Origin of the sequence: Sphingomonas hengshuiensis (genome assembly GCF_000935025.1) — a bacterium.
GTDB lineage: Bacteria > Pseudomonadota > Alphaproteobacteria > Sphingomonadales > Sphingomonadaceae > Sphingomonas > Sphingomonas hengshuiensis.
In genome coordinates this window covers 3,570,299-3,583,855 of record NZ_CP010836.1, presented here as the reverse complement: position 1 = coordinate 3,583,855, position 13,557 = coordinate 3,570,299, and the positions used below count along the sequence as shown (strand labels likewise).

At 67.4% G+C, this 13,557-nt stretch carries 10 protein-coding genes; 4 read left to right on the top strand and 6 right to left on the bottom strand.

Annotated features, from left to right (window positions below; genetic code table 11):
* The 5 genes from TS85_RS16110 to TS85_RS25505 all read right to left on the bottom strand — a co-directional run bounded on the left by TS85_RS16110 (window position 1) and on the right by TS85_RS25505 (window position 6,740).
* The gene (locus TS85_RS16110; protein ID WP_044333624.1) at window positions 1-354 is read right to left on the bottom strand and encodes a hypothetical protein; all 354 of its coding nucleotides are present in this window, start codon (window positions 352-354) and stop codon (window positions 1-3) included.
* 24 nt (window positions 355-378) lie between these two features.
* Window positions 379-2,043, bottom strand: a complete 1,665-nt coding sequence (locus TS85_RS16105) for a hypothetical protein (protein WP_044333622.1) — start codon at window positions 2,041-2,043, stop codon at window positions 379-381.
* Between the two features lie 38 nt (window positions 2,044-2,081).
* A complete protein-coding gene (locus TS85_RS16100; RefSeq protein WP_044333620.1) occupies window positions 2,082-3,320 on the bottom strand; it encodes a hypothetical protein in 1,239 nt (412 codons plus the stop codon).
* 84 nt (window positions 3,321-3,404) lie between these two features.
* Window positions 3,405-5,792 carry a transglycosylase domain-containing protein gene (locus TS85_RS16095; protein WP_044333618.1) on the bottom strand — a complete coding sequence of 796 codons (2,388 nt, stop codon included), beginning with the start codon at window positions 5,790-5,792 and terminating at the stop codon, window positions 3,405-3,407.
* Between the two features lie 132 nt (window positions 5,793-5,924).
* Window positions 5,925-6,740, bottom strand: a complete 816-nt coding sequence (locus TS85_RS25505) for a hypothetical protein (protein ID WP_155006448.1) — start codon at window positions 6,738-6,740, stop codon at window positions 5,925-5,927.
* A 242-nt stretch (window positions 6,741-6,982) separates the two neighbouring features.
* Here TS85_RS25505 and TS85_RS16080 point away from each other — a divergent pair, with 242 nt between their 5' ends.
* The 4 genes from TS85_RS16080 to TS85_RS16065 all read left to right on the top strand — a co-directional run bounded on the left by TS85_RS16080 (window position 6,983) and on the right by TS85_RS16065 (window position 11,219).
* A complete protein-coding gene (locus TS85_RS16080; protein WP_077228658.1) occupies window positions 6,983-7,918 on the top strand; it encodes a CsgG/HfaB family protein in 936 nt (311 codons plus the stop codon).
* A gap of 45 nt (window positions 7,919-7,963) precedes the next feature.
* Window positions 7,964-8,929 carry a CsgG/HfaB family protein gene (locus TS85_RS16075; RefSeq protein ID WP_077228657.1) on the top strand — a complete coding sequence of 322 codons (966 nt, stop codon included), beginning with the start codon at window positions 7,964-7,966 and terminating at the stop codon, window positions 8,927-8,929.
* A 230-nt stretch (window positions 8,930-9,159) separates the two neighbouring features.
* Window positions 9,160-10,164, top strand: a complete 1,005-nt coding sequence (locus tag TS85_RS16070; RefSeq protein ID WP_044333612.1) for an alpha/beta fold hydrolase — start codon at window positions 9,160-9,162, stop codon at window positions 10,162-10,164.
* A complete protein-coding gene (locus TS85_RS16065; protein WP_052507963.1) occupies window positions 10,161-11,219 on the top strand; it encodes a serine hydrolase domain-containing protein in 1,059 nt (352 codons plus the stop codon). The genes TS85_RS16070 and TS85_RS16065 overlap by 4 nt, the downstream gene beginning before the upstream one ends.
* Window positions 11,220-11,227: 8 nt before the next feature.
* Here TS85_RS16065 and TS85_RS16060 read toward each other — a convergent pair whose 3' ends face one another.
* Window positions 11,228-13,528 (bottom strand): TonB-dependent siderophore receptor, encoded by a 2,301-nt coding sequence (locus tag TS85_RS16060; RefSeq protein WP_044333611.1) that lies wholly within the window; start codon window positions 13,526-13,528, stop codon window positions 11,228-11,230.
* Between the last annotated feature and the right edge of the window lie 29 nt (window positions 13,529-13,557).

Sequence of the window (13,557 nt, the reverse complement as noted above, 5' to 3'; positions counted from 1 at the left end):
TCACGAAATGATTTGTTGGAGGACCAGCCCGAAGGCCAGCAGCGCCACGATCATCCCGAACACCCAGGGCTTACGATGGCTGACGAGGAGCAGGAACAGCGCCAGGAAGAAGGCGAGGAGCGGCTGTAGCCCGCCCTGGGAGGCCGAGATCACCGAGAAGACCATGATCGCCACTGCCAGCGCCGTGCGGCGAATGTCCCATGGGTCGGCACCTTCGCGCATGTCCGGCTTCAGCCGAGCGCGGAAGTAGATCATATAGGCTCCCACGCTGGCGAGCAGCGCCGCTCCCAGCACGACGAGGCCGTTCGCCGTCGTCGATGGGCTCTGCACCAGCAGGCTTAGAATGCCCCCCATAGTCCTTGGCTCCCCTTCAGCATTTCAGCGGCGGCGCGACGATGGCGCCGCGCCTCCTGGTTGTCGCTGCTTCTGCCTTACGCCCGCGACCCGCTCGAATCGGAAACTGGAGGGGGTTCGCCCGCCCTCGCCGAACACTAGCAAGACGATGCCGCCCGACAATGGCAGAAAGCTCCGGTTCGTCCTTGCGCCCCGTCCGCTTACGCGCAGCACCGCGCCCAGCGAGGTGACGACGATCTCGGCCCGATTGTCCGCATGCCGGATGTGGACGGGGCGCAACAACCTGAACTCGGTCGTGCGCGTTCCGCCCGCCCCGCCCTGGACCCGGTAGACCAGCCGAGATACCGCCCACCAGCCGAACACGCTGCCGATCGCCAGCATCGCGCCCAGCAGGCCGAGCTCGGATTGATGCTCGCGCATCCAGGCGAGGAGATAGGGCAATCCCCAGTGATCCAGCCGCAAGGTTACCGGAAACCGCTGCTCCATCGTTATGCCAGCGCCGCCCGCGCCCGGAGCGATGAGGCCTCGGACCAGTTGATCAAGCGCGTAGATGCGGCCCTGGATTTTCGGGTCCGGCTCGGCGAGCCGGCGCGCGGCGTCGCTGCCGGACCAGTCCCAGTCGCGCCGCAGGGTGCCCGCGGTGGCGAGGTGATCGCGCTCGGCGCGAAGGGTGACGACCAACATGCCCGAGCGCTGCGTGCGCTGCTGGCGGGACATTGCCACGCGCTGCGCTTCGGTCAGCGTCGACCAATGCTCCGGGATGCTGCAACGGATATCCACTCGCAATTCCCCCGGCTCGGGCTGCCGGTCCGTCGGCGTGACCGGGCAGGGCGATCGCTCACCGGCGCGCACGATCTCGTCCGGGGCGAGGACGAGTTGCACCGAAACGGCAGAGGCGAGGCCGCCGCGCCCGAACGACCAGTCCCGTGGCGGACGGATGCGCAGGCTCTCGCGGAACTCGATCATCCGCCCACTGCTGCCCGCCAGATCGATTTCGTAGCGATTGTCATGGAACGCCACGCCGGCGCCCTTGCCGCCTTCCTCGGGCACGTGGACGAGCAGCCCCTCCGGCAGGAAGGGAACCACGGAGAGGACCGCGGCCTGACCGCTGCCGGCAGCGCCCGTCATCTCCGCCACTCGGGCGAGCCAGGGATTGTCGGTCGGCGCGGCAGCGCCGCTGTGCCGCTGGAGCACATAGAGGGCGAGCGCCCGCGCGCCGGAATAGCGATTGCCGATTTCGCGCCCGTCGGGCCCGCGCGCATATACACTGCCGTCGAAGTCAAACCGGCGAAGGATCAGCCCGATCCGATCGAAGGCGCGTGGCGAAGCGGCAAGGAGGCGATAGAAGGCCGCCTGGCCATCGCTGCGCGTGCGCTCGTCCGCGACATTGTCGGTGACGATCACCAGGCGGTCGGCCTTCGATCGGCGCAGCCACGCGCGCATCGCTGCGGCGATCGCCGTGTCGCCTGCGAAGCGCTGATAGCGCGCGAGCGAGGGCAGGTCGCGCAGATCGGCTCCCGAAAAGGCGAAGCGCTCGGCGCATTTCCGGTCCAGCGCTTCCAGCATGGCGACGAACGCCGGATCCTGCGCGGTCGCAAAGCCTTTCATCGATCCCGAGGCGTCGAGCATTACCGAGCAATCCGCGCGCGGCGTCGCCGCCGCCCGGATCGCCCCCGCGGCCAAGCACATCGCAAGCAATGCCCGCGCACGAGGGAAGGGCGAGGCGCTCATTCTGCGCGCACCGGGAACCGCCAAAGCTTCATCCGCGCGCCCGCCACCCCCGCGATCCAGAGGTGTCCGTCGCAAAGCTGCGGTGGAAACCGGGAGGACAGGAAATAGCCGTCGTCCGCGCCGGGCTGCTGCACGATGCGCTGGGCCTCGGGCACGCCGCCGAACTCTCCGGCCGGGAATAGCTCGATCATGGCGCTCCGGCCGGACCAGAGGAAGGCTGCGCCGTCGGCGAGTGCGATCGCGCTGATACAGTTGGGGCCGTCCTCCGGAGGCTCGATGTGCCGCATGCCTGCTGGCGTCGCCAGCGGTAGCCAGAAGCCTTGGCGCGGTCCTTGCGCGAAGAGATGCCCGCGTCCGGATACCGCGACGAGCCTCGCGTCATGCGCCTGCTCCAGCATCGTCCACTCGATCCGTGGCGTTGCCTCTTCCGGTGCCGACGCGACCGAAAGCGAAGCCAGTCCTCCCACGCAATGGACGACGAACGGTGCGATCGCCGTCCAGCATGGCTGGAATAGCGGCGCACAGGCCCCCACCCGCGGGTCCTCGCGCCAGTGCGCATGGCGTGCCTCGTGCTCGAGGGGCAGGTACGGTGCCTCCGGCGCAGCGCGATGCGCGATCCAGGCGCCATCCCGGCAGGCCGCGAATCGCCCTGCGCCCCATATCAGCACCGTGACCGGCCCCTCGGCGGGCGCATCGACGGCCAGCGCCAGCCAACTCTTCCCCACCTGGGCGAACTGGGCAAAGCTGGCTCGCTCCTCGAAGGCTATTGGCCGGCCGCTTCCCGCCAGCAGCCGGAGCGAGGCTCCATCGCTCGCGGCCAGCCATAGCTCGCCGGTGGCGGACAGGGTTGCACCATGGATGCGCAAGCCGTCCGGCGGAATCCAGCGCGCCATGGGCGCGCCATCTGCGAGCACATCGACGTGACCGGGATATACGGCAAAGGCGGCGAGTGGCCCACCAATCAGGGGCGCGATCGCGAGGTCGGGTGAGGCACCCTTCGCAATGCCGAGCCGCTCGACCCGGGCCGGGTCGTCGATGCTTGCCCGGGAATATGCAGTGGCACCCGGCGCAGAGGCCTCGCTCGCGATCACCACCGACGCGGCGGTACACGCCCAGGCCAGCGGTATCGCGGACACATTGAGGATGAACGGTCCCTCGGGCGCCGGGAAGGGGTTGCGCCAGCGCGCCGCATCCTCGGTCCCGATTGCCGGGACGCAGGGCACCGGAAAGTCCATGGCCGCGCCACATTGGCCGCAGAACCGGTCGCCCCGCCCGGGCACGGTGTCGCAAGTCCGACAGGGGGTTCGGTGTGTCACCGGCTAGGCTCCCTCGGCCTCCGCGCGACGCGCAGAAAGGCGTTTCAGCCCTTCGCCCAGCACGCGTGATGCCTTGGGACAGACTTCGGGGATCGGGCCGCCCGCTGTGTCGCCGGTGGCGGCACCGAGCACCGCATAGGCGATCTTTGCGGCATCGGCGCCGTTCACCTCGAGCTGGCGATTGCCCTCGTGGGAGGATTCGTCGCGCGTGCGTACCACCGGCGAATGGATCCACACACCGACGATCCGGTCGGTGCCCGGCACGTAACCGATGAACCAGCCATAGCGGCTGCCGCTGATCGTGCCGGTCTTGCCGCGCGTGCCGAGCGCGGCCATCGCGGTATCGGCGGCAGTCCCGGACCGGACCACGCCGGCCAGCAGCGTGTCGACTTTCTGCGCAATCCCGGGATCGATCGCCGCCGCACCGGTGGGCGGCGGGCGGCGATAGAGCACGCGCCGCCGCCCGTCGCTGCCGATCGCCACCACCTCGATTATGGCATGCGCGCGCACGACATGTCCCGCGTTGGCGAAGGCAGCATAGGCTGCGGCAAGCTCCACCGGCCGGACGCGGGCGGCGCCGCCTTCGCCCAGCAGCGCCATCGGCCATTTCTGCGCCAGCGTCGTGGGGAAGCCGTGTGCCGGGCCAGCCTCCAGCGAATCGCGCACGCCGTAGAAGCGCATGCCGGCCCGGTCCATCATCGCACGGATCGGCTCCGGCCCCATCTCTGCCGCCATGCGCAGCACGGGCCGATTGCGCGATCGCGCAAATGCCTCTGCGAGCGACATCGTCGCGGCGGGGGCGTCGCGATTGGTCCACCAGGGCATGTTTTGCTGGACTGGCCATTGCGCCCGATCGCGCGCGCGCTCGGGAAGCGCGTTGTCATCCGCGATCGGCGTCGCTTCCGTGCGCGTCGGGTCCGCGGCCAGATAGGCGGCATAGATGAACGGCTTCAGCGTCGATCCCGGCGGGATGCCGAAATAGCTTTTGGTTGCCTCCGGATCGCGCGAGAAGTCGGCGCCCTGCGGCGGCAATTCGATGATGCTGCGGACGCCGCCGTCGAAGCGCAGGTCTGCAACCCCCATCTCGGTCGGGGGAAACGCACATTGCTTCAATGCTTCGATCACGCTGACCGCGCGCGTGTGCGACGCCCGCTCGAAGCTCGTCGCGACCTCCAGCGTCTCGCCCTCTGACGCCTTGATCCCGAGCCCGTCGAGTTCCTCCATTGCTATCGCCAGAAACCCGTTGGGCGTGCGTCGACATCGCTGCTCGTCGGGAGTCCGCAGCCCCAATGCGCGCTGCTTCGCCATGCGGGGCGAATCGTCGCAGGTGCCCAGCGTCAGCACCTCTTGCCGGGCCGCCGCATAGTCGGCCTCGGACAGCATCGGCGACTGGCTACCGGGAAGGTGGCGCGTGCGCATCTTGGCCAGCACCAACAAGGCGCGGCAGCGATTGTTGAGCAGCCGCCGACCGCCGGAATCGCAGCCGTCCGGGGACGATAGCGGCGTGTTGGGGGCATAGATCTGCCGGCCGTCCCGGCCCTTCGTCCGGGGCGGCTGCCGACCCGGGATTCCCACGTTGCGAGGATCATAGCCGGACGGCCCCTTCAGCGTGGCCGCGAGCGTCGCGGCCTCCGCCGCCGTCAGCTCCTCCGGATATTTGCCGTAGAAGAGCTGCGCGACCGGCTCGATCCCGCGCCCTTGCGAATCATAGTCGGGAGCGCGGCGGAGATAGGCGCCAAGGATGGCCGGTTTGTCGAGCTGCCTTTCTATCGTGGGGGCGCCGAATATCTCCTGGAACTTGCGGATGAAGCGGTCGGGCCAGCGTTCTGCCCGCACGCGCGCTTCGCCATCGTCCGTGTTGCGGAGCTGGCGGTCCGGGCGCCAGTAGACGTTCTTGATAAGCTGCATCGTCAGCGTCGATCCGCCCCGTCCTTCGAGCAGCATCGCTTTGGCCAGCGGCAGCAGCGCGACGCCGTCGCGTTCCCAGAAATCCTGGTCCTCGATCGCCACCACAGCATCCAGAACATGGCGGGCATTCGGCTGGCCGTTCTCGGCCCGGCGCATCAGGTCGCGGACGTGCGGGCCGGGGGCAAGTTCGCTTGCGAGCTTCCTGCCGTCGGCGTCGAGGAAGACGATCGTGGGCTGGCGCTCCAATGCGATCACTGGAGCGGGATCGAGCGGGTGGAGGCCCAGGTAAAAAAGCCCCGCCATCGCCGCCGCAACGGTCAGCAGGATGAATGCCCCGGCGGCAAAGAAGATGCGCGATGCCCAGTCGGTCGGCGCTGCCGGATTGCGGCGGGTATTGCCGGGCAGGCGCCCCCCGCTCGGAGGCCGTGGTGCGCCTGCGCTTCCGCCGGGGATGCTTGGCGCGAACGCGAAACGCGCCGGCATCGACCAGCTGGCCGACCCGGCTGGCTTGACCTTCGATCCGTGCGCGCGGCCCGAGGACGGGCCTCGCGGTGCCGAGCGGCCGAGGTTTCCGGAACGGGGCGGGGTCGCCGGCATGGCTGTCTCGCTCGGCGGTCAGAGGCGAGCGTCGGGATCGACGCGAACACTTACGCGCTCGACGATCTCGTTGTTGCGCACGACATCGACACAGACGGGATAGCCGCTGTCGCGGGCTTGCTGCAGGAGCACCAGGAGCGCCTCGCGCCGCTCGGCCGAACTATTCCCGCAGCGCCGCATGATGAGGTCGCCGCGGTACAAGCCTCGGATGGCGCCGCTTGCGACCGCCAGACCATGACCGTGTGACACCAGACCATTGCGCGGAAGTGTCGTGGCTGCACCGGGACCCGGCGATCGCCCCGGCACGGCCCCCTTCTTGTCTGACGCGAGCCGCAACTGGGGGGCAGCAAGTCTAGTGCCGGCATCGGGCGGGGACTTTGCCGATCGCGCGACCGGATCGGGACGCCCCCGGGAACTCGGTGTGGCCGTGACGTCGGCGATCCTTGCGGGCGGCGCGGTTTGGCGAAATGCGGGGTCGGCTCTGGTGTCCGTGCCCTGAAGCAGCGGTGGGGGATCGGCAGCAGCATCGGTGGCGGCGGCGTCGGACTGGTTCAGCAGCGCATCGATCGTTGCATTGGAGAGCACAACCTCCTCGCCGACATGCCCGTCGGAGCGGGTCGCAGGGTCGGTTGCGGCAACGACGGCGCTGTTTCCCGCGGACACTGGCTGATCCGCGTCAGAGCGGATCTGGCCACCATCTGGCAGGATCGTCTGCGCCCAATAGAGCAGCCCCCCGCCGAAGACTACAAGTAATCCTCCTGCAATATATGAAATATTATCCTTGAATAACAATACCATAGACTTCGAAAGCGGAAGCTTGGAAATCTCTACCATCAGCGCCCCCCGGCACCCGACACCTGGTTCTACAGCCTGTCTAAACAGATTCGGAGCAGCTGCAACACATTAGCGGCTCGTTAGCCGGCGATGTCTGCACGGCAATTGACCAAGCATGACAAGATTAAGACAGCTAGAGATCGCTATGTGGCGACGCATCACATTTTGACTACCCAAACCGGGTCGGAGAAGGTTAAGTGGGCCATCGATTCGGGGTTTTGCGCGTTTCCAGGGGGGAAGCCATGAATAAAGCTCTCGCGGTAATCCTTTCTATTGCCTGTACTATTTTTCCGCTGACGGGTGCTTTGGCGCAAGGCCAGACTCAGGCGAACATAAAGCCGGTCATTGCGGTGATGCCGATCGAGGACATTGCCAAGACAGGTCAGGGCGATAGCTTTTCGCAGATGATCTCCACCGCGGTGGCGTCGACGTCGAAGTTTCGCGTGATGGAGCGCCAGCGCCTCGATCGCGTGTTGCGGGAGCAGGGGCTCGGCGGCACCATCACCACCGCGCCTAAGCGGATCGGCGGCCTCCAGGAGGTCGACTATCTGATCTACGGCACGATCACCTCGGTGGGGGTGAAGGAGGAGAAGTCGATCAACCTCCTCGGCCTGCTTTCCAAGGACGCCCCTCCTTGTTCGAACATGGTCGCCACGCTGTCGGTGGACATCCAGATCACCGACATGAAGACCGGTGAGATCAAGCTGGTGAAGCGGATCGACGAACAGCAAAAATCCGCGGCCCGCTGCGACGGCGGCGCCGCGAGCGTCGACACGCCGCGCCTGCTTCGCTCGGCGGCAGACAATATCGCCGGCGGCCTCGTCACCGCGATTTATCCGATCGTAGTCGCCATGGTGCAGCCCGATGGTCAGCTGATCCTCAATTATGGCGAGGGCGCGCTCCAGGTCGGCGATCTGCTCAAGCTGAAGCGGAGCGGCAAGGCCGTCGTGTATAACGGCGAGGTGCTCGGTTCCCAGGAAAGCGACGTCGGCTACGCAACCGTCTCCGAAGTGCTCGCGAAAATGTCGCTCGCGCGCATGTCCTACACGGCGGATGGCGAGGCAGTGGCCCAGGGCATCGTGGCCTATGTTGTCCCCGATGCGGAGAGGAAAAAGACGCTTTCCTGGATCCAGAACGAGAACAAGCGCCAGGCCAAGGCCCGCAAGACCAGGTCCTGACCCCCGCCCATCGCCTTGTATCGCGGCAAACCGGAGACTTTTCCCATGCGCCTTGGCGTTCCTGGTTTTTCAGTGCTGGCGGCTGCGGTCGCGCTGTTCTCCGCTGCCGCGGTTCCGGTGGCCCAGGCGCAGTGCGTCGGATGTCAAAGCGTCGCGATCGTCGACATCGATAGCGAGCGGGACTGTTCCTATTGGGCGAGCTTCGGCGGCCAGCTGCTTGTGGTCGAATGCCGCAATCGTTTCCACGCCCTGCGCGAAATGATCGAGACCGCGATCGTCAAGACGAACAAATTCTCGGTGTTCGAGCGCAGCCGCCTGTCGACGCTGCTTGACGAACGCGCGCTTTCGGCGATCGGGCTGACCGACGGCACGGCGCATCGCGCCAAGTTGAAGGGCGTCGACTTCCTGATCTACGGCAAGATCACCGAGTTCGGTACCGCGTCGTCCAATGTCACCGACCCACGCTACGCAGTCGAGGTCAACACTGCGGCGATGGCGCTCGACCTGAAGATCGTCAACGTCCGCACCGGACAGATTGTGTCGGCGAACAGCGTCCGTGAAGAACTCCAGACCTCGGGTGGCTTGCTGACTCGAAGCGGCGGGTCCGCTTCGGGGATGGACGCCGGGCAGGTCTATGGCCAGATCGAACGCCGCGTGGCCGACGCGATCGCTGCCGAGTTGGTGTTCGCCGGCTATCCGATGCGCGTGATCAAGGTCGATGGCGAGCGGATGTTCGTCAACTATGGCAGCGGCTTCCTTTCGCCGGGCCAGCGCGTCCGGGTAATGTCGCTGGGCGAGCCCTTGATCGATCCCACAACCAACCAGCATCTTGGCCAAACCGAGACTCCGATCGGCGATTTCGAGGTCGAGGAAGTGACCCCGAACTTCTCGGTCGCGCGGCGCGTCACGCCGGGGCTGATGCCTAGCCGCGGGGACATCATTCGGATCCCACGTCCGCGCGCGTCGGGCTCGGGTAGCCGGGCGATCGAGCGCGCTGAACTGCCGTTCTGATCGGACGCTGGACCGATCGACGCGGCCAGTGTCCGATGTCTGATGGTCCCTCGTTCAGTGGACAGCTTTGCTAAGCCCGAGAGGGCATCGAAGTGTGAAATGCGGGGGCAAGAAGGGGTTCGACTCCCCTCAACTCCACCACTGCCTGAATTCCTGCGTTTCCGCTGACCGGCTGCGCGGTGATTCGGACGGGCCGGGATACGGCAAGCCGCTTCGACCGTTCCCGCCTTATGCCACGCTGGACCCTCGCCGCCGCGCTTTGCGGGATCGCCTTGTCGCCCGTCCCGAGCATTGCGCAGTCGGTGCCGCTCGGCGCCAACCTCGAGCGGTTCGACTATCCCGCGCCCGTCCGCTGGTTCGCCGCGACGTCGCAGGGGCATTCGGTTCGCATGGCCTATCTCGACTGGCCGCCGACCGCGGCGCCCAACGGCACGACCATCGTCCTGCTCCATGGCAAGAATTTCTGCGCCGCGACCTGGGGCGAGACCGCGCGCGGGCTGGCGGCGAGCGGGTATCGGGTGATCGCGCTCGACCAGATCGGCTTCTGCAAATCGTCGAAGCCACCGGGCTATCAGTACAGCTTCCACGCGATGGCGGCGCTCACCGGCGCGCTGTTGGACGAGGCGGGAGCCGGGAAGGTCGTGCTCGTCGGCCATTCCACCGGCGGCATCCTCGCGGCGCGCTTTGCGTTGCTGCATCCCGAACGCGTCTCGACGCTCGTGCTGGTCAATCCGCTCGGGCTGAACGACACGCTCGCCGAGGGGGTGCCCTATGCCGATCTCGGGACGCTGCGCGCTGAGGAGGCGCGCACCGACGCCGCCTCGATCAAGGCGTATCAGCTGCGCAACTACTATCACGGCCAGTGGCGCCCGGCCTATGACCGATGGGTCGCGATGCTGGCGGGGCAATATGCCGGTGCAGATGGCGATCTCGTCCGCGATGCGCAGGCGCGGCTGTCCGACATGATCCAGACCCAGCCGGTCGCCGCCGAACTGCCGCGGCTGCAAATGCCGGTGCGGCTGCTGATCGGCCAGCGCGACCTGACGGCGTTCCGCGCGACCAGCGCGCCGCCCGATCGGCGCGGCAGCGTGCGGACCGTGCCACAGGCGGCGGAGGCGGCGGTCGGGCGTATCCCGAATGCGCGGCTGATCCGGTTCGATACGCTGGGCCATGCGCCGCAGGTCGAGGCGCCCGAGGCGTTCCTCCGCGCCTTGCGCACGGCGATCGGCGCATGAGGGTCGCGGCCTGTGCGCTCGCGTTGCTGCTCCTCGGCTGCAACGATGCCCCCGCCGGGGAGCCGACGCCAACGACGGCGGCGCCGGTCGAGACGCAGGGGCTCGACTCCGCCGGGCTCGCCCGCACCGTTGCCGCGGCGGAGCAATTGCCCCGGATACGCTCGTTGCTGGTCCTGCGCGACGGGCAGACGCTGGCGGAGCACCGCATCAACGGCGGCCCGCCGCTCGATCGCCCGGTCAACATCAAGTCGGCGTCGAAATCGGTCCTGTCCGCGCTCGTCGGGATCGGAATCGCGCGCGGCGTGCTGACCGGCGTCGACCAGCGCGTGGTGTCGGTGCTCGGCGCCGATGCGCCCGCGCGGCCCGATCCGCGGCTGGCGCGGCTCAGCGTCGGCGACTTGTTGACGATGCGTGCCGGGCTCGAGCGGACGTCGGGCGAGAATTATGGGCGATGGGTGTCGAGCCCCAATTGGGTCCGCTTCGCGCTGTCGCGGCCGTTCGTCGACGAGCCGGGCGGCGGCATGCTCTATTCGACCGGCAACACGCATCTCCTGTCCGCGATGCTCACCCGCGCCTCGGGTCGCGACACGCATGCGCTGATGCGCGACTGGCTGGCCACGCCGCTCGGCATCGCGATGCCGGCATGGCCGCGCGATCCGCAGGGCATTTATTTCGGCGGCAACGACATGCTGATGTCGCCGCGCGCGCTGGCCCGGTTCGGCGAGCTGTATCGGCTGGGCGGCGAGCTCGACGGCCGCCGCATCGTCCCCGCGGCGTGGATCGCGGAGAGCTGGACGCCGCGCACCGTGTCGCCGTGGAGCGGCGGGCAATATGGCTATGGCTGGTTCGTCGGAACGAGCAACGGCCACCCGCTGCGCTTCGCCTGGGGCTATGGCGGGCAGATGCTGTTCATCGTGCCCGACCTGAAGCTGACCGTCGTCATGACCTCCGACGCCGGCGGCGCGCGCGATACCGGGCATATCGCGGCGCTGCGCCGCCTCCTCGACGACGGGATCGTCCCCGCCGCCGAGCGCGGCACGGGCGCCGCGGAGTAGCGTGGGGCCTACCAGTTAAACCGCAGCGATCCGATCACCGTGCGTGGCGCCCCGTAATAGCAGCTGTTGTTGAACGGGCAGGCGGTGATGTGGGTCTTGTCGAACAGGTTGGCGGCGTTGACCGCGACGCTCCATCCCTCCAGCGCGGCGCTCGCCTGCCCGAGCTGATAGCCGATCAGCGCATCGACCAGCACGAAGCTGTCGGTCGTGAACCGCTGAAACGTCGTGACATTGTTGACGACGAGATAGCTCGTCGTGCCATCCGATCCGCCGACATAGCGCACCCCGCCGCCGAAGCTCAGCCCGGCGAGCGGCCCGCGCACCTTGCCGCTCTTGCCGAGATCATAGGACAGGAAGGTCGACGCCGCCCATTCGGGGGTGCCGAGCTGGCGGGTGCCGGTGGTGGTCGGCGTGCCGCTGTTGGTGGCGGTGGCCGCGATCGCCGGGGTGCCCTGGGTGATGATCGCATCGGTATAGCTTGCCGCGGCGACGACGTCGAAGCCGGGCGCCACTTTGCCGCGCCCTTCCAGCTCGACGCCGCGCACGCGCACTTCGCCGATCTGGATCTGGGCAGTGCTCGGGATGCCGTTGGTGCCCGCGGCGGGATCGCCGACGGGGACCTTCTGGCGGCGCAGGTCATAGGCCGACAGCGTGAAGATCGCGTTGGTGCCGCGCGGCTGGAACTTCACGCCGGCTTCATATTGCCGCCCGGTCACCGGATCGAACGCCTCGCCGAGATAGGTCGTCCCCGACTGCGGCTCGAACGATTCGGAATAGCTGAAATAGGGCGAGACGCCGAACGGCAGCTCGTACAGCGCGCCCAGCCGCATCGTGAAGGCGTTCTGCGACAATAGCGACACGCCGTTGGTCTTCTTGTTCAGCGTGTGCTGGTCGTACCAGTCATAGCGTCCGCTGGCGATCAGCTGGAGCCGCCCGATGCTCATCTGGTCCTGGAGATAGACGCCGGTCTGGTCGCGCTTGGTATAGGTGTTGGCATAGGCACTCGACAGCTTGGTGAGGTCGAAGCTGGGCATCGTCCCGCCATAGCTGGGGGAGAACAGGCTCAGATTGGGGACGCTGGTCAGCGGGTTGCTGGTCTGGCCGCTGTTGAACTGCTGGAAGTTCTCGCCGGTGATGCGCTGATAGTCGAGCCCGACCAGCACATTGTGGCGAATGCCCGCGGTCGCGAATTTCGCATTGAGGCTGTTGTCCATCGTCAGCGTGTCGAAATCCTCGTCGGCGCCGCCGCCGCCGCGAATGATCGTCGAGAAATCGGTGTTGCGCGCGGACCCCGTGCCCGTCGTCGCAAAGCCCGCGACGTAGAGCTGGCGATAGGACAAGCTGTTGTTCTGGAATCGTGCGCTGGAGCGATAGGTCAGCGCATCGTTGAAGTCGTGGCGGAAGAACGCCGCGATCGACTTGGCCTTGTGGTTGTAGCGTTCATAGGCGGGATCGCCGGTGTTGAGGTCGCGCGGCAGCGTCCCCAGCGGGTTGGCGAGCACGGTGCCATAGGCCGGAACCCCCGAGTAGCCGGCGCCGCTGGGCGAATGCTGATAGGCGGCGACCAGCGTGAAGCTGGTGTCCGGCGTGGGCACAAAGCTGACCATCGGGCTGATGTGATAGCGTTCGCTGAACGTGCCGTCGGTCAGCCCGTCGCTCTTCTGCCAGCCGCCGACGACGCGCGCGAGCAACCGCCCTTCGCTGTCGAGCGGCTGGTTGATGTCGACGGCGCCGCGCAGCGACTCATAATTGCCGACCTGCCCCTCGATCCGGCCAAAAGCGGTGGCCTCGGGCATCTTGCTGGTCAGGTTGACGAGCCCGCCGGGCGTGGAATTGCCATAGAGCACCGAGGCTGGACCCTTGACCACGTCGAGATGGTCGATGCGGTTGAAATCGATCTGCGGCATCGAATAGGGCCCGGCGAGCAGCCGCATCCCGTCCAGATACACGCCCGGCGTGAAGCCGCGCAGGATCAGCTGGTCATAGCGCGTGACCATCGCCCCGCGCTGGTTGGGGGAGACGCCCGCGACATAGCCGAGCGCCTGGTTGATCGACAGCGCGTTGCGGCGGATCAGTTCGTCATTGTCGATGACGGTGATGCTCTGCGGCGTTGCCATCAGCGGGGTGTCGGTCTTGGTCCCCGATCCGGTCTGCTTGTCGCGCATGCCCGTCACGACGATCGATTCGGGCTCGTCGCGCGCGTCGGCGGCGGTCTGCGCATTCGCCATCGGCGCGGCGACGCAGCTGAGCAAGGCCAGCGCCAGCGCGCGGCGCGGCGCGCCCATCGGACGTGCGGTAAAGTAGATCATGCGGTCCCCGTTTTATTAATGCTAACGAT

Bases quoted from the DNA above. Each gene is read 5' to 3' on its own strand.
- TS85_RS16105 (WP_044333622.1), bottom strand. From the start codon at position 2,043: ATGTGCTTGGCCGCGGGGGCGATCCGGGCGGCGGCGACGCCGCGCGCG.
- TS85_RS16080 (WP_077228658.1), top strand. From the start codon at position 6,983: ATGAATAAAGCTCTCGCGGTAATCCTTTCTATTGCCTGTACTATTTTT.
- TS85_RS16065 (WP_052507963.1), top strand. From the start codon at position 10,161: ATGAGGGTCGCGGCCTGTGCGCTCGCGTTGCTGCTCCTCGGCTGCAAC.
- TS85_RS16100 (WP_044333620.1), bottom strand. From the start codon at position 3,320: ATGGACTTTCCGGTGCCCTGCGTCCCGGCAATCGGGACCGAGGATGCG.
- TS85_RS25505 (WP_155006448.1), bottom strand. From the start codon at position 6,740: ATGGTAGAGATTTCCAAGCTTCCGCTTTCGAAGTCTATGGTATTGTTA.
- TS85_RS16060 (WP_044333611.1), bottom strand. From the start codon at position 13,528: ATGATCTACTTTACCGCACGTCCGATGGGCGCGCCGCGCCGCGCGCTG.
- TS85_RS16070 (WP_044333612.1), top strand. From the start codon at position 9,160: ATGCCACGCTGGACCCTCGCCGCCGCGCTTTGCGGGATCGCCTTGTCG.
- TS85_RS16110 (WP_044333624.1), bottom strand. From the start codon at position 354: ATGGGGGGCATTCTAAGCCTGCTGGTGCAGAGCCCATCGACGACGGCG.
- TS85_RS16075 (WP_077228657.1), top strand. From the start codon at position 7,964: ATGCGCCTTGGCGTTCCTGGTTTTTCAGTGCTGGCGGCTGCGGTCGCG.
- TS85_RS16095 (WP_044333618.1), bottom strand. From the start codon at position 5,792: ATGCCGGCGCGTTTCGCGTTCGCGCCAAGCATCCCCGGCGGAAGCGCA.